17 protein-coding genes are annotated in these 14,004 nt (G+C 67.2%); 7 read left to right on the top strand and 10 right to left on the bottom strand.

What is annotated here, in order from left to right; genetic code table 11:
• Positions 1-72 precede the first annotated feature (72 nt).
• Together ABN273_RS18440 and ABN273_RS18435 are read left to right on the top strand one after the other, a co-directional pair.
• The gene (locus ABN273_RS18440) at positions 73-1,317 is read left to right on the top strand and encodes an MFS transporter (protein ID WP_349450133.1); all 1,245 of its coding nucleotides are present in this window, start codon (positions 73-75) and stop codon (positions 1,315-1,317) included.
• Positions 1,318-1,356: 39 nt separating this feature from the next.
• Entirely contained in the window at positions 1,357-2,565 is a 1,209-nt protein-coding gene (locus ABN273_RS18435) for an acyl-CoA dehydrogenase family protein (RefSeq protein WP_349450132.1), read from the top strand.
• A gap of 111 nt (positions 2,566-2,676) precedes the next feature.
• Here the strand turns inward: ABN273_RS18435 and ABN273_RS18430 are convergent, their stop codons facing one another.
• Positions 2,677-3,834, bottom strand: a complete 1,158-nt coding sequence (locus tag ABN273_RS18430; RefSeq protein ID WP_349450131.1) for a tyrosine-type recombinase/integrase — start codon at positions 3,832-3,834, stop codon at positions 2,677-2,679.
• On the opposite strand from ABN273_RS18430, the gene ABN273_RS18425 reads away from it, so the two are divergent.
• The 5 genes from ABN273_RS18425 to ABN273_RS18405 all read left to right on the top strand — a co-directional run bounded on the left by ABN273_RS18425 (position 3,737) and on the right by ABN273_RS18405 (position 8,686).
• A complete protein-coding gene (locus ABN273_RS18425) occupies positions 3,737-5,194 on the top strand; it encodes a hypothetical protein (RefSeq protein ID WP_349450391.1) in 1,458 nt (485 codons plus the stop codon). The genes ABN273_RS18430 and ABN273_RS18425 overlap by 98 nt on opposite strands.
• A 957-nt stretch (positions 5,195-6,151) precedes the next feature.
• A complete protein-coding gene (locus tag ABN273_RS18420) occupies positions 6,152-6,853 on the top strand; it encodes a hypothetical protein (protein ID WP_349450130.1) in 702 nt (233 codons plus the stop codon).
• Positions 6,854-6,993: 140 nt separating this feature from the next.
• A complete protein-coding gene (locus ABN273_RS18415) occupies positions 6,994-7,590 on the top strand; it encodes a peptidoglycan recognition protein family protein (RefSeq protein ID WP_349450129.1) in 597 nt (198 codons plus the stop codon).
• Entirely contained in the window at positions 7,539-8,192 is a 654-nt protein-coding gene (locus tag ABN273_RS18410) for a hypothetical protein (RefSeq protein ID WP_349450128.1), read from the top strand. The genes ABN273_RS18415 and ABN273_RS18410 overlap by 52 nt, the downstream gene beginning before the upstream one ends.
• Before the next feature lie 59 nt (positions 8,193-8,251).
• Positions 8,252-8,686 carry a hypothetical protein gene (locus ABN273_RS18405; protein ID WP_349450127.1) on the top strand — a complete coding sequence of 145 codons (435 nt, stop codon included), beginning with the start codon at positions 8,252-8,254 and terminating at the stop codon, positions 8,684-8,686.
• 28 nt (positions 8,687-8,714) lie between these two features.
• Here ABN273_RS18405 and ABN273_RS18400 read toward each other — a convergent pair whose 3' ends face one another.
• The 9 genes from ABN273_RS18400 to ABN273_RS18365 form a co-directional block, all read right to left on the bottom strand.
• Positions 8,715-9,275 carry a GNAT family N-acetyltransferase gene (locus tag ABN273_RS18400; RefSeq protein WP_349450126.1) on the bottom strand — a complete coding sequence of 187 codons (561 nt, stop codon included), beginning with the start codon at positions 9,273-9,275 and terminating at the stop codon, positions 8,715-8,717.
• Between the two features lie 121 nt (positions 9,276-9,396).
• Complete coding sequence (locus tag ABN273_RS59495) at positions 9,397-9,654, bottom strand: integrase core domain-containing protein (protein WP_502911058.1); 258 nt, start codon at positions 9,652-9,654, stop codon at positions 9,397-9,399.
• Entirely contained in the window at positions 9,551-10,303 is a 753-nt protein-coding gene (locus ABN273_RS18395) for an IS3 family transposase (RefSeq protein ID WP_349450125.1), read from the bottom strand. Before ABN273_RS18395 ends, ABN273_RS59495 begins: the two co-directional genes overlap by 104 nt.
• A 2-nt stretch (positions 10,304-10,305) precedes the next feature.
• The gene (locus ABN273_RS18390; protein WP_349450124.1) at positions 10,306-10,677 is read right to left on the bottom strand and encodes a transposase; all 372 of its coding nucleotides are present in this window, start codon (positions 10,675-10,677) and stop codon (positions 10,306-10,308) included.
• A gap of 847 nt (positions 10,678-11,524) precedes the next feature.
• Positions 11,525-11,725: a helix-turn-helix domain-containing protein gene (locus ABN273_RS18385; protein WP_349450123.1), complete on the bottom strand. Its 201-nt coding sequence runs from the start codon at positions 11,723-11,725 to the stop codon at positions 11,525-11,527.
• Positions 11,726-11,891: 166 nt separating this feature from the next.
• Entirely contained in the window at positions 11,892-12,389 is a 498-nt protein-coding gene (locus ABN273_RS18380; RefSeq protein ID WP_349450122.1) for an NUDIX domain-containing protein, read from the bottom strand.
• Positions 12,386-13,069 carry a hydroxymethylbilane synthase gene (gene hemC, locus ABN273_RS18375; protein WP_349450121.1) on the bottom strand — a complete coding sequence of 228 codons (684 nt, stop codon included), beginning with the start codon at positions 13,067-13,069 and terminating at the stop codon, positions 12,386-12,388. Before hemC ends, ABN273_RS18380 begins: the two co-directional genes overlap by 4 nt.
• Positions 13,047-13,421 (bottom strand): hypothetical protein, encoded by a 375-nt coding sequence (locus tag ABN273_RS18370; RefSeq protein WP_349450120.1) that lies wholly within the window; start codon positions 13,419-13,421, stop codon positions 13,047-13,049. Before ABN273_RS18370 ends, hemC begins: the two co-directional genes overlap by 23 nt.
• A gap of 138 nt (positions 13,422-13,559) precedes the next feature.
• On the bottom strand, positions 13,560-13,859 hold the full coding sequence (locus ABN273_RS18365) for a hypothetical protein (protein ID WP_349450119.1): 300 nt from the start codon (positions 13,857-13,859) through the stop codon (positions 13,560-13,562).
• Positions 13,860-14,004 lie beyond the last annotated feature (145 nt).

The following is a 14,004-nucleotide window of genomic DNA, read 5'->3' as shown; positions in this document are numbered from 1 at the left end:
CCACCAACCAGTTGGTTGTAATCCAACCATTCAGTTGACATCCAACTAGTTGGTTGGTGTAGCGTCCGCCGCATGGCAATGACCTCTCCTTGCGCGCCGCCCCACTCCGCGGCGACCTCGCCGGCCCCCGCCCGCGCCCCGTTCGGGCGCACGATGACGGCGTTCACCCTCACCGCCGTGCTGGTCAGCGGCCAGCTGTACGTCGTGATCCCGCTGCTGCACGACATGGCCGCCGGCTGGGGCTCCTCGCCGGGCGGGCTGACCTGGCTGGTGACCGCGTTCGGCATCGGGTACGGCGCCGGCTTCCTGGTGTTCGGCCCGCTGTCCGACCGTTACGGGCGCCGCAGGTTGTTGATGATCGGGCTGCCGCTGGCCGCGCTCACCTCGGCGGCGGTGGCGTTGAGTCCGTCCCCTGAGGTGGCGTTCGTGTTGCGGGCCGTGCAGGGGCTGGCGGTGGCGATGTTCCCGCCCGCGGGCATGGCGTACCTGGCGGAACGGGTGGAGCCGCGCCGGCGGGTGGTCGCGATCGCGGCGGTGACCGGCGCGTTCCTCGCCTCGGCCGTGCTGCTCCAGGTCGCCGCCCAGCTGATGGTGAACACGGTCGGCTGGCGCGGGCTGTTCCTGCTGTCGGCGGCGGGTTTCCTGCTGGCTTTCCTGGGCGTGCGGGCGGTCATGCTGCCCGACCTACCGCGCGCGGGCGCCGGTTCGCTGCTGTCGGTCTATCGGGCGGTGCCGGGCCTGCTGTTCCACCGCGTTCTCAGTCTCCGGTACGTCGCCACGATCATGTTGATGGTGGGCTTCGTGGCCGTGTACACCGGTTTGCAGATTTACGGCGTGTCGTCGTCCTCCGAACTGCTCACGCTCCGGGCGGCCGGGCTTCCCTCGATCGTCCTGGTGCCCCTCCTCATGCCCTGGCTGGCCCGCATCCCCGCGACCGTCAGGGCCGCGGCGTTCCTGTCGGCCGGCGCCCTCGCGCTCGCGGCCGTGGGTCTGACCGGCGCCGCCGCGCTGGTGCTCCTGCTCGCCGTCTACGTCGGCGCCATCACCGGCGGGCTGCCCAGCCTGAACGAGTCCATCTCCGCCGGCGCCAGCCAGGCGCGGGGAACCGCGCTGTCGCTGTTCTCCTTCGCTCTCGCGGTCGGCGGCAGCGTCGGACCGCAGGTGGCCGCCGCGTTCGGAGGATTCACCCCGCTGATGTACGGCCTCGCGATCGGCATGGGGCTGGCGGCCCTGGCCGTACTGGCCTCCGCGAGGGCATCTCGACAGGCGGATCGGCACCGAGGCCCGGCATTCCGTCCCATGGCTACCAGCCGGTAAGGTGTTACCAACGGTAACTCGCCCGAGGAGAGTGCGCACATGGCCGGCTTCTGCCTGGAGCCCAGCGATGACGTGGTCGAGGTACGCGACTGGGTGCACGAGTTCGCCCGTGACGTGATCCGCCCGGCGGGCGCCGAATGGGACGAGCGGGAGGAGACCCCGTGGCCGGTCATCCAGGAGGCGGCCAAGATCGGCCTGTACTCCCTCGACTTCTTCGCCACCCAGTGGTTCGAGGAGAGCGGGCTGGCGCTGCCCGTGGCGTTCGAGGAGATCTTCTGGGGCGACGCGGGCATCGGCCTGGCCATCGTCGGCACCGGCCTGGCCGCCGCCGCTCTCGCGTCGAACGGCACCCCGGAGCAGATGGGGGAGTGGCTGCCGCAGATGTTCGGCACGGCGAACGACGTCAAGCTGGGCGCCTTCTGCGCCTCAGAGCCGGACGCCGGCTCCGACGTCGGCGCCATCCGCACCCGCGCCGTCCATGACAAGGGCGACTGGGTCCTGGACGGCGTCAAGACCTGGGCCACGAACGGCGGCATCGCCGACGTCCACGTTGTCGTGGCCTCGGTCGACCCGTCACTCGGCACCCGGGGCCAGGCGTCCTTCGTCATCCCGCCCGGCACACCCGGGCTGTCCATGGGCCAGAAGTTCCGCAAGCACGGGATCCGCGCCTCCCACACGGCCGAGGTGATCCTGGACGGCGTGCGCGTACCGGGCTCCTGCCTGCTCGGCGGCAAGGACAAGCTGGACGCCCGGCTGGCGCGCGTACGCAATGGGGAGCGCGCGGGCGAGCAGGCGGCGATGCGCACGTTCGAGACCACCCGCCCGTCGGTCGCCGCCATGGCCGTGGGCATCGCACGCGCGGCCTTCGAGTACGCCAGGGACTACGCCCGCGAGCGGGAGCAGTTCGGCCGCAAGATCGGCGAGAACCAGGCGATCGCCTTCCTCCTCGCCGAGATGGCCACGCGGGTGGACGTGGCCCGCCTGCTGACGTGGCGGGCGGCATGGATGGCGCGCAATGGCCGGCAGTTCACGCAGGCGGAGGGGTCGATGTCGAAGCTGGTGGCGGGGGAGACGGCGGTGTGGGTGACGGAGCAGGCGATCCAGATCCTGGGCGGCGCAGGATACACCCGGGAGCATCCGGTCGAGCGCTTCCACCGGGACGCCAAGATCTACACCATTTTCGAGGGGACGTCGGAGATCCAGCGGTTGATCATCGGCCGCGCCGTCACCGGATTGCCTGTCCGCTGAGAACATTGCACCTCAAAGGGGTGGCGTGACCGCAAGACAATCATTGCGGCACGTCACCCCTCACCGGCCCCTCGCAACTGCGCTGGACCTCAGCTCTGTCTCAGTTCTGTCTCAGTGGCTTTCGGGTCGCCGGAACTGCCGATCGATGGCCTCGCGGACCCGGTCATGCGACGAAGGCAGCATGTGAGCGTAGACACGGAGAGTAAGCGCCGGGTCGGCATGTCCCAGGTACTCGGATAGGTCCTTGATCGTCACGCCACCTGCCAGTGTGACGCTGGCGAAGTAGTGGCGGAGCTGGTGCGTACCTTGCTGCCGAGTCGTGAAGTACCTTCGCCTACCTTTTGCGTCCTTGACCGGCTCGGGGATGACCCCGGCCGCGACGAGCGCAGGCTTCCAGACAGTCTCGTCGTAGTTGCGGTGCCGGACGTGTAAGTCGTCGGTCGCCCACCGGAACAGCAGGTTGTGCGTACGTGGCTTTCCGCTGGTCTTCTCCCAGGGCAAGGTGTACGGCCGCGGCGTGTGGGCGTCGATGTGCGCGCGAAGATGCTCCGCGACCCATTGAGACATGGGGATCGTGCGCTCTTTGTCTCTCTTAGGCAGGGCGAACACGAACTCGCTGTTCAGCTTCTTGACCTGGCGTCGGACGTGGATGGTCATCTCCTCGAAGTCCACGTCTTCGAGTGCAAGGCCGAACCACTCACCCGCCCGCATGCCGCATCCAGCACCGAGGACAGGCATAGCACGCAGATGCTCAGGATGGGCGGCGATGAGCGAGAGGACCACCAGATCGGGCCACGGGACCACCTTCTTGTACGCGTGCGCTGGTGCCTTGACGATTTCGGCCTTCGCCGGGTTCTTCTTGATCTTCTCGTCGGCAACGGCGAGATCCAGGATGCCCTGGAGGACAAGAAGCGCCGTGATTGGGGTTGAGGCCTCGTACCGCTCAGAGAGTTCGGCAAGGAATGCTTGCACCTCGGACGGCTTGATCGACCCCACCTTGCGCCTGCCGAACTTCGGCCGGATGTGGAGCCGGTACATCGACTCATAGCGGATGACGGAGGCCGGGTCGATGCCGGCCCGGGAGGCCAGCCACCGCTGTCCATAGGTGTCGAAGGCCGCGTTGCGGACCGGGCCGGGTCCAGGTCGTACGACTGCCCCGGGCTGGTCGTGGATGCTGCCCAAGGTTGTGCTGAACCCCAACGGGTCGATGGTGGACGGCAAGCGGCCGTTCAACGCGGTCAGCCCTGGGGCGATACTCGCGACGTTCATCCAGGAGGGCAAGGCGCGCGGTGCGCTGGCCGGCCTGAGCTACGACTTCTCGACCACCCACGACAGCGCGGGCGACCCGTGGTCGAAGACGCTGACGCTGGCGATCGAGCCCGGCAAGGACCTGCTAGCCGTCCTGATCAACCTGGGCGAGCAGGGCGTCATCAACTGGCGGATGCAGGGCCGCACCTTGCAGGCGTACAACCCGGACACGGTGCTCGGCGCTGACAAGGCGTCCGGTTCGTCGCCGGTGGATCTGCGGCTGGGACGCGACATCATCGAGGCGCCCGACACGGGCACGCTGGAGGATGCCGTGTCGGCCATCCTGATCGGCGGCGAGGGTGGCCTGTCGGTGGAGGTGACCAACCCCAGCGCGGTCGTGCCGTGGGGTAGGTGGGAGGCCTACCAGTCGCAGAACGGCGTCTCTGATAGCGGTACCGCTACCCTGCTGGGCCAGAACGCGTTGGAGCGCGTCGGCCAGGAGCGGGTGCAGGTCACCCGCGGACTGCTGTTCAACCTCGCGCGGTGGCTGCCGTTCGCGGACTACCAGCCGGGGGACTACCTGCTCGCGCCGGGCGACGCCGGGGAGATGCAGTCGCTGCGTCTGCGGCAGATCACGCTGTCGGTGGACGCGGACGGCCAGCTCGGGGGCAACGTCGTCCTGAATGACCGTTTCCTGGAGCGTGAGATCCGGCTGGCCAGGCAGGCGGCCGGGATTCTCGACGGCGGGGTGTCGTCGGGCGGTTCGGGCGGTGAGCCTGCACCGGAGACGCAGGACCGGGTTCCGGCAGCGCCGCTGGGCCTCATCGTCGAGCCGGCGGCGTACCTGGATGAGCACGGGTATGCGCGCCGGGCAGGCCACGGTGACGTGGAACGCCGTCACGCAGGACGTGAACGGCGTCGCTCTCGGCATCGACGGATACGAGGTGTACGCCCGTCGCAACCAGGCGGGCGAGCTGTGGCTGTTGGTCGCGCAGACCGCGTCCGGCGACACCATGGCGACGGTGTCGCCGCTGGTGGTCGGCTGGGAGTACGCGTGGAAGGTGCGGGCGACCTCGGGCGGGGTGAAGGGCGTCTTCTCTGGCCAGGTGGTGGAGCTCGTCCCCGACGACGCGACGCCGCCGCCGGTGCCGACCGCTCCGAAGCTTGCGACGCGGCTGGGCGTGATCCACGTCGTGTGGGACGGGCTCGGCGTCGGCGGGGTGTCGATGCCGTCCGACTTCGAGCGGTTGCGGATCTGGATGGACGACCCGCTGACGCCGGATGGCGTGGCCGAGGTGGGCTACCTCGATGCTGCGGGCTCGATCGTCGTGCCTGGCCAGCCGTACGGCGCGGACCGCGCGTTCCGGTTCACCGCTCGTGACCGGTCGGGGAACGAGTCGGCGGTGTCGGCGGTGGCGACGATCGCGACGTCGCCGCTGGTGGACACGGACCTGATCGGCGCTGTGATCGACGGCGCCGAGCACATCATCGACGGCACGATCCCCGGCAATGCGAAGATCACCGCGAATACGATCACGGCCGCGCTGATCCAGGCAGGGGCGATTCAGGCGGGTCACATCCAGGCCAACGCCATCGAGGCCGACAAGATCGCAGCGAACGCAATCACCGCAGCGAAGCTCCACGCCGATGCGATCAACGGCAAGACCATCACGGGCTCCGTTGTTCGCAGCGGGGCGACCGGGCAGCGGTTCGTGCTCGACTCCGCCACGCTTGACCTGCGCTTCTACCCGGCTGGGAATACGAACTACTCGCGGTTCTACGCCGTCGATGGGTTCTATCCCGGCGAGACGACGACGTTCATCACGTCCGGCACAAACTCGGGCGGCACCGCCCGCGCTGAGCTGCAGGTCGCCGCCGGCCTGGTGCGGCTTGGCATCCGGCAGCCGTCGTCATCCACCCGTAAGGGCGGCGGCCTCGACGTCGCGGAGGGGTATGGCCGGTTCGGTTATGACGACGGGTTCTCCAGCTCGCAGTCCTACATCCACTGCAACAGCTCCGGCCGCTGGTATCTACGCGGCCGGGTGTGGGACACCAACACCGCCGATCCGTACGACACCGTGCACGCCGGGTCTGCTGTGAGCGCGCCCGGCTACGTGGGTGGGACGGTCACCTACGGGCCGACCATGGCGTCCAACATGGGGCCCGTCTGCACGGTGAGAGACGGCGCGGCCAGCGCGAATTTCTATTGGTGCGAGGACCTGTCCAACCAAAACGCCTTCAGCACCGTCTGGTCTCAGGGCGGCGGCGTGTATAGCGGCAAGGCGCTGTATTGGTGGGCGCACCGCCATTGATCATCGGAAAAGAGAAGGGTGCCCGCATGCCCGATATCTGGACTGTCTGGGACGCCGAACTCGGCTACAGCACGACCAGCCTGCTGCAGAACGGGGGAGAACAGGCCGGCCAGCTCGCCACCCACTACGGCGCCGAACCAATGTGGGGGATCAGCCGCGTACGGCCGGACGGCGGCGCGCACCTGCACATCATCCCCCACTCCACCTGGGAGTGGCGATGCGCCGAGTACGGGATCGACCCCGACGACATGACGACGTTGCTCGACATCGTGCTCCATGAGCCGTGGATCCCGGACCCGGACGACGCCCTGGCCAGCGTGCAGCCGGGCGCGGCCGCGGTGCTGCAGGAGACGCACGGTCTGCCTACGTGCTGGACGCCGGGCGTGCCCGACGCTGACCGGCTGGCCGCGCACCTGGAGCGGATCCGGCTCGTCAAGCAGCATCGAGTCCAGATTTTTGAGAAGACCAATGGCTCCACCGCGCTCATCCTGCAGCGCCTGGACCAGGTGGACGACCGGCACGCGGAGCTCGCGCAGAAGGTCGAGCAGGACCGCGCGGCCGCCGAAGCCCGCTATACGGCGATGGAGGCACGCCTGGACGCCATCGAGCGGGAGGCCGTGACGCGCACCCAGCTCACCGAGCGAACCAAGCAGATCGTCGCCATTGTCGGCTTGCTGGTGATGGTGGCGGCCGCGGTGATCGCGCTGATTCAGCTCACCCGGGGCTGACCAATCGACGACCAAGGGGGACAACTGACATGCCGTGGCTGACGCAACTCGCCGACATCGCCCGTAAGACGGGCTTCCCGGTGACGGAGGTGGGCGGGTAGAAGTCCCGTGGGCACGGGCCGCAGCCTTCCGTCGAGGGCGTGGTGTGCCATCACACCGCCGGATGGAATGACCGGCACATCGTCGTGAACGGCCGCCCCGGGCTCGACGGCCCGCTCAGCCACGTCTGGCTGCAGCACACTGGCCGGATCTGGGTCGTTGCCGCTGGGCGGTGCTGGCACAACGCGCCGAGCACGAGCCCGCACCACCGCAACGGCGCGTCAATTGGGATCGAGGCCGAGAACGACGGCCGCAGCCCGTGGCCGAGCGTGCAGATCGACGCCTACCACGCACTGTGCGCCGAGCTGTGCCGCGCGTTCGGCCTGCCCGCGTCCAGGGTGATGGGCCACAAGGAGGTCAACACGCAGAAGCCCGACCCGCACAGCCTCAACATGTCCACGTTCCGGGCGCGCGTCGCCGCGCTGATCAACAGCGCCGGAACCCCGATCAAGCAGCAGGAGGAAGACGTGCCCGAGGTCATCTCTCTGAGTGCCGGTGAGGACCAGGACGTCCCTGCCGGCGGTGAGCTGGCGGTGCGCTGGCACACCGAGTACGCCGACGACCCGAACGCGCACGGGACGACGGTGTGGCGGTCCTGGCCCCCGACTCGCGCTGGTGCATCGTGGACGGCCTGGTGAAGGTCCGGGGTCTGCCGCCGGGGTCGGAGGTGGACATCGCCTGGTCGCGCTACAGCCGGGACGGCAACACGTTCAAGGACGACGCCTGGCGGCTGACGGCCCGCGCGGACGTGAACGGCCGCGTGGAGGAGAACATCGGCGGCCAGTTCTCGCTCGATACCCGCAACCAGCTGCGTCTACGGATGATCAACCCGCACAAGAGCGCCGCGGCGGTCGTCGAGAGGGTCTCGATGGCCAAGATCAGCATGTCTGCCGCTGATAGCGATTCCGCTTTCGGCACGACCTTCCAAGGAGGACCCATGTCCACCCCCACCGAGACGACCCCGAAGCCCACGCTCGGCCGGATCGTCCACTACAAGCTGTCCGGCCACGACGTCAGCATGATCAACCTGGAGTCGATGCAGTCGTTCGGCGGCCAGAGCGTCGTCCGTTCCCCCGTCAAGCTCGGCGAGGTCTACCCGGCGATCGTGGTCCGCACGTTCGAGGGCGCCGAGAGGACCGTGAACCTCCAGGTGTTCCTCGACGGCAACAACTCGTACTGGGCGACGTCGCGTACCGAGGGCCCGGACCACGGTCAGTGGTCGTGGCCGCCCCGCGTCTGATCTTCAACCTTCCCGCAGATCCCCCGCCGTGATGGCGGGCTGTCCCTAAGGAGGGGCACATGCACGGTGAACCCGTTACCTACTCGAAGCCGCCCGTCGAGACCAAGGTCAAGGCGATGACCCTGGCGTCCTACCTGGCTGGTGTCGCCGGTATGGCGGTGCTGCAGGCGGTCGTCGACGACCCGTCGGTGATCGCGTTTCTGCCCGACTGGGTTGAGGCGATCAGCCTGCCGCTGTTGCCGACCGCGCTGGCGGCGGTGGCTGGCTTCAAAGGCCCGGCACACCCCGCGGCCGGACCCTGCCTGACTCGCAGCGGTAAGCCGCCAATCGAAACGGGAACGCCCCGCTTCTCCCTTGTGGAGACGCTGTTGGCGAAGTACACCGAACAGGAAAGGCCCCGTGATCACGGGGCCTTTCCTGTGTTAGGAGCTGTATGCCGAGCCAGCTTCACCGCTGAAAGCAACAGGATGAGGGCGGGGCTCGGGATGCTGTGACCGGTAACCTTCACCGGGTTGGTTGCACCTAGCAGCTGCGGTTGGCGGGGACTTCGAAGATGAGTCCGAGACCTTCCTCTTCGTCCCAATCTTCGCCGACCTGGACGAAGCCGAAGCCGGCGATCGTGGCCAGGGACGCCACATTGTCGGGACTGATCGTCGCCCGTACGGTCTTGACCTCCGGTTCGGCCGCGGCCCGGCGCAACAGCTCGATCAGGATGGCTCGGCCATAGCCCTGGCGGCGGAAGTCAGGAGCGACGGCGTAGCCGATCTCCACCATGCCCGCCTCATCGGGCGGTCCGTGAAATCCGGCATGACCGATGACGACACCTTCAGGCCCGGTCACCGCCTGCCGCGCTATCCACTGCGCGTGGCGGGGATCGGCGGCCATCTGGTCGAGCCGAACCTGCCACAGCCACCGCGCTCTATCTGTCATGAAGTACTCAGTCAGCGCGACCCCAGCCGTGTCACTGGCTGCGGGCAGATCCCCATCGAGCAGAGCGGACATCGCGGCGCTCGACAACTCGACAAAGCGCACTTGCTTCGAACTGGTGGGGAACGACGTCTGTTGATCAGCTTCATCTGTCACCGTGCGGATGGTCGCAGAATGTTCGACAGACGTCCAACGAATTTGGAGTGATTGATCAACCGCACTTGCTCACGGCAGCATCCACCACCACTGTCAATCCCCTCAAACCGTGGAGACGGTCCTATGCCACAGCGGCTCTCAGTAGGGCCATTGATGCTTGCCTCTTCTCGATCATCTGACGTTCGAATGTGACAGGCGGCAGCCCGTCGTTGGCGCTGTGCCTGCGCTTGACGTTGTAGAAGTCCGCGATCCAGGTCGCGATCTTCAGCCGGGCCTCAGCGCGGGTGCGGAAGCGGTGCCGGTATATGAACTCGACCTTCAGTGTGCTGTTGAGCGACTCGGCGGCCCCATTGTCGAGCGCGCACCCGACCCGGCCCATCGACTGCACCACCCCGTGCTTTGCGGCATTCGGCCTGGTAGCGGGCGGCGGTGTACTCCGACCCGCGATCCGAATGGAAGGTCACCCCATCCACGTCACCACCGCGCGTGACCACGGCCATCTGCAGCGATGCGACCGTCAGCGCCGCGTCATGGTGCTCGGACATGGCGTAGCCGAGCAGCCGGCGGGAGAACAGTTCCTCGACCGAGGACAAGTACAGCGGTCCCTCATCGGTGCGGATCATCGTGACGTCGCCGACCCACAGCACGTCCGGAGAGACCGCGGTGAACTTGCGCCGCACCAGATCCGGCGCAGCCGGCCGCTTGCCCTGCCGGGTCAGCGAACGCGGCTTCTTCGGCCTCCGCCCGGCCAAGCCGAGCTCGGCCATCCGCTTGGCCACGGTGTTCTCCGACAGCTTCCAGCCCTCGACCCTCAGGTCCTGGGTGATACGTGGCGATCCGTAGGTGCCGCCGGAGGCGGCAAAGTGCCGTTTGATCTCCTCGTCCAGATGGGCGCGCCGCTCTTCCCGAGCTGTCGGCCTGCGGTTCTTCCATTTGTAGAACCACGAGGGCGATACTCCCAGCGCACGAAAGCAGATCTTGTGGGGGACGCCAAACTCGGCCCTTTGGGACTCGATGAACTCCACCACGGTTATCGGTTCAGCGAGTCCTTGACCCATAGGACCACGGATCGTTTGAGGACATCACGCTCGTCCTCCAGCTCGGCACGCTCCTTCTCCCAGGCGGCCTTCTCCTCGGCGTGCTGCTTGACCAGCTCGGCTTTCTCCCGCCGCAGCCGCGCCAGCTCCTCCTGCTCGGACTCCTTCAGCTTGCCGCCCCCGTTGCTGTCGCGCCCGGCCTGCCCTGTGGCGTGCCGATCCATCTGCACCCAGTTGTGCAGCGTGTACTCGTTGATACCCAGATCCCGCGCGATATGAGCGACGGGTTTGCCGGTCTCCTTGACGATCCTCACCGCTCCGGCCCGGAACTCCGGATCAAAGCGACGCCTCGTGGTTCCTGCCACGACCAAACCTCTCTTGGTTCGGTCTCCACGTTACGGGGGGAAGCCCAGCTGCGCGAGCTACCGTCAGGGTGGCCGCCGGGATCTGATCTGAACCAGTCGAACGCAGCGACACCCACAACTCCATCCGCGAGCAAGAACGACAACAACGGCCCCATGATCACAGAGGTGATCATGGGGCCGCTTCTGTTTGATCTACTTCGCCAACGGTGTCTCCCTTGTGGAGGAGCGGGGCGCTTTTCGCGTTTGCGCAGCTAGTCCTGACCATGTTCGACCGGTGGCTGGGAGGCAAGGTGGCGCGACCGGTCAAGGTCCGCAGCCTCACGGACCAAGAAGGACAGAAACTGCAGGAGAGGTCACTCGCCCTTCCACGCCGTACATTGGTTGTTCGTTCCTGAAGGCCGCCAGCAGAATCTGAATTCGGTGGGGTTGGACCGCAGGGGGTGGATTCGGCAAATGCCGCTGAGCGTCGGCGCGTCATAGCGGATGAGAGTGCCGCCGCTGTACCTCACCGTGCCCCAGACGTCGGAATCGGGGTAGGTTCCGAGGATCCTGCAGACAGTCAGCTCCGTGTGATTGGAGTTGATCTCCGCGAAGCCCCAATCGTTTCCCGCCCTGGACGTGTGGGCTTGTGCAGGTGCGGTCATGGCTAGAGCCGTCGCGGTTGCGGCGATGGCCACTTGTCCTATCCGCATGATTTTCGTACGCACGGTCGTCTCCTTATTCGGTTCTAACAGCGCAGACGCATGTCCGCTTCTGGTGACCCGAAAGCCGGGCTGACAGCAGTTTCGCCTCCGGAAAGGACCCGGACCAGGGCCGCAGCCGGGCATTTGCCGGACATTTCGCAGCACTAGTTGCCGCCAACTGCTGCCGCTGTGGTCTTCTTCCGGTTGCCGCCGCGCGACCGGAAGGTGATGCCTCTGTCCTCCAGGATCTTGTGGACGCCTCCGTAGTTCCTGCCGGTTGCTTGGCCGATGGCGCGGATGCTCATGCCGCCCTCGTACATGCGGACCATCTCGGTCCGGAGTTCTTCTGGTGCGCTCTTCCTCATGGAATCTCCCAGGTGAGGCTGTGATCGCTTCATATTTCCGCAAGCACTACAGCTAGCGTTAGTGGGGTCCCCGGCTGGAAGGCCCGGCACACCCCGCGACCGGACCTCCCGGCGGAACCAGTAGTCACCGAACACGCGAGAGCGCCCCGTTCCTCCTCCAGAAGCTTTATTCGGGAGGGGCGAGGCGCTTTTCGCGTTTCTGAGGCCTCTGCTCGATGTACTGGCCCGGCCCCACCGTGTTGATGACGGACAGCCTTTCAGCCAGCAACGGATGAACCGGCAGATTCGCGGGCTCAGGCGCGACGAGGCACCAGGAGTCCACCTCCTTGCCGTCGATCTTGATGGCCTGCAGATCGGGATTGAGTAGGGTCCGGGTGGCGAACAGGAAGGCGATGCGGTCACGCTGCTCACCGGAGACCCACGAGGCGATCAGGAAGTCGGTCGCTGGCAAGTCGAGACCGGTCTCTTCGGCCGCCTCGCGTTGCGCCGCCTCGCGTGGGCGTTCGCCGGGGAGCACTCGTCCCCCCGGGAACTGCCACCGGCTGTGGTCACGCGCGGTGCGGAGGAGAAGCCAGCGCCCCGCCTGGTCGGCCGCCAGTAAGTGGGCCGTGATCGCGCAGCCCTCCAAAGCGGCATCAGTAGAGCGCGGCATGTCAGCGGTCATTTACGAGTCGCCGTGATCAAGTAGCGGGCGCCCTGGTGGAGCAGGTCGGAGGCGACGCGGGAACCGAGGGTGGCAGGGTCGGCCGGGTCGCCCCACAGGTGGGAGCGCACGAACTGAGAGCCGTCGCGGTTGAACACCATCCCGTACAGCGACATCTGGCCGTCCGGGGTCGTGCTCGCGTGCCCAGCGATCGGGCTGTTGCAATGGCCGCGCAGCATGTGCAGCATCGTTCGCTCGGCCAGGATGTGGGCGGCCGTCGCGGGGTGGTTGAGCTCGTCGAGGAGCTGCATGATCAGGATGTCGGCTTGCCGGGATTGGATGCCGATCACTCCGGAACCTACGGCCGGGACCATGCTGACGATCGCGCTGTCCGCCGGGTGGAACTCGATTGGCAGGACCTCGATGTGCCGGTCGAGGGCGCCTATCCGGCTGAGGCCGGCGCGGGCAAGGATCAGCCCGTCGTACTGCGGGTCCTTGTCGAGCTTGTCCAGGCGGCTGTTGACGTTGCCCCTGATGCGCTCACTGCGCAGGTCGGGCCGGTACATGTGGAGTTGCGCCCGCCGACGGACGGAGCTGGTGCCGATCACGGAGCCTGCTCGGATGCCGGCCAGCGGGGTGCCGTCGCGGGTGACGAGCACGTCGTGCACGTCCTCGCGCTCAAGGTAGGCACCCGAACGCAAGCCCCGCAGGGAGGGGGACGTCGCCGGGCACGTCCTTCATGCAGTGGACGGCGATATCGACTTGCCCGGCCATGAGGGCGCGGTCGATCTCCTTGGTGTAGTTGCCCTTGCCGCCCAGTTCGGCCAGGTCGCCCGGCCACAGGTCGGCGCTGGTCTGCATGGGGACCAGCTCGGCGTCCAGGCCGGGGATGCGTTTCTGGATGCGGTCGCGGACGTCGCTGGCCTGGTGCTTGGCCATGGGCGAGCTGCGGGTCCCTATCCGCAGTGGCCGGTCAGGGAAAGCGTCGTTTAGCGCGTCTATCAGGGCATCGGTCATGGTGGTCTTCCGGTCGGTCGAGTAGATGGCGAGCATACGGGTACTGCTGGTGATCGCACGTCAACTGTGTGGATGTTGCGCTGCGGCCACAACCAGAGGCACCGAGCGCTTTACGGGCATGGTGTTCGTGCTCCCGGTCTTGGAGCCCTCACGCCAGGTGGGGGCAGGGCCGCCCTAAGGGCACACGGGCTGCATGCCGTGCAGCTCGACCACCTGGGCGGCGGCCAGCGCGTACCGGTGGTGCTGGTAGTCGTCCCAGGCGACGAAGACGTTGTGCCCAGCGGGTTCCAAGCCGCGCAGGATCCCGGGCCGGTACATGTCGGCCAGCACTCCGGCCGGAGTGGCCATGGCCACCGTGTAGAGGGAGAAATCGTCACGCAGCATGGGGCACTCCTCCAGGGCCTTCGGGATGCAGTACCAGCAGGTGGGCGGGGCGTTGGTGCGGCCGCTGTCGAGGCCGGTCCGCTCGAACACGGTTTTGGTCAGGGCCCAGATCCTGCTGGTTAACTCGCGACACGCGGTTGTAGGTTCGTGACCTGAGTCTTTGGCGTCCGGGATCATGCGGTGCGCGGCCGGGTTTCCCCCTCCTCCCGGTCGTGGATGGAGTGGTCGGTGTCGA

Origin of the sequence: Nonomuraea sp. B19D2 (assembly GCF_040137845.1) — a bacterium.
GTDB lineage: Bacteria > Actinomycetota > Actinomycetes > Streptosporangiales > Streptosporangiaceae > Nonomuraea.
The sequence above is the reverse complement of the archived record's forward strand: the minus strand, read 5'-3'. Positions and strand labels throughout refer to the sequence as shown.

Bases quoted from the DNA above. Each gene is read 5' to 3' on its own strand.
- ABN273_RS18440 (WP_349450133.1), top strand. From the start codon at position 73: ATGGCAATGACCTCTCCTTGCGCGCCGCCCCACTCCGCGGCGACCTCG.
- ABN273_RS18435 (WP_349450132.1), top strand. From the start codon at position 1,357: ATGGCCGGCTTCTGCCTGGAGCCCAGCGATGACGTGGTCGAGGTACGC.
- ABN273_RS18425 (WP_349450391.1), top strand. From the start codon at position 3,737: ATGCTGCCCAAGGTTGTGCTGAACCCCAACGGGTCGATGGTGGACGGC.
- ABN273_RS18430 (WP_349450131.1), bottom strand. From the start codon at position 3,834: ATGAACGTCGCGAGTATCGCCCCAGGGCTGACCGCGTTGAACGGCCGC.
- ABN273_RS18420 (WP_349450130.1), top strand. From the start codon at position 6,152: ATGCCCGATATCTGGACTGTCTGGGACGCCGAACTCGGCTACAGCACG.
- ABN273_RS18405 (WP_349450127.1), top strand. From the start codon at position 8,252: ATGCACGGTGAACCCGTTACCTACTCGAAGCCGCCCGTCGAGACCAAG.
- ABN273_RS59495 (WP_502911058.1), bottom strand. From the start codon at position 9,654: ATGGGCCGGGTCGGGTGCGCGCTCGACAATGGGGCCGCCGAGTCGCTC.
- ABN273_RS18385 (WP_349450123.1), bottom strand. From the start codon at position 11,725: ATGAGGAAGAGCGCACCAGAAGAACTCCGGACCGAGATGGTCCGCATG.
- ABN273_RS18380 (WP_349450122.1), bottom strand. From the start codon at position 12,389: ATGACCGCTGACATGCCGCGCTCTACTGATGCCGCTTTGGAGGGCTGC.
- ABN273_RS18370 (WP_349450120.1), bottom strand. From the start codon at position 13,421: ATGCTCGCCATCTACTCGACCGACCGGAAGACCACCATGACCGATGCC.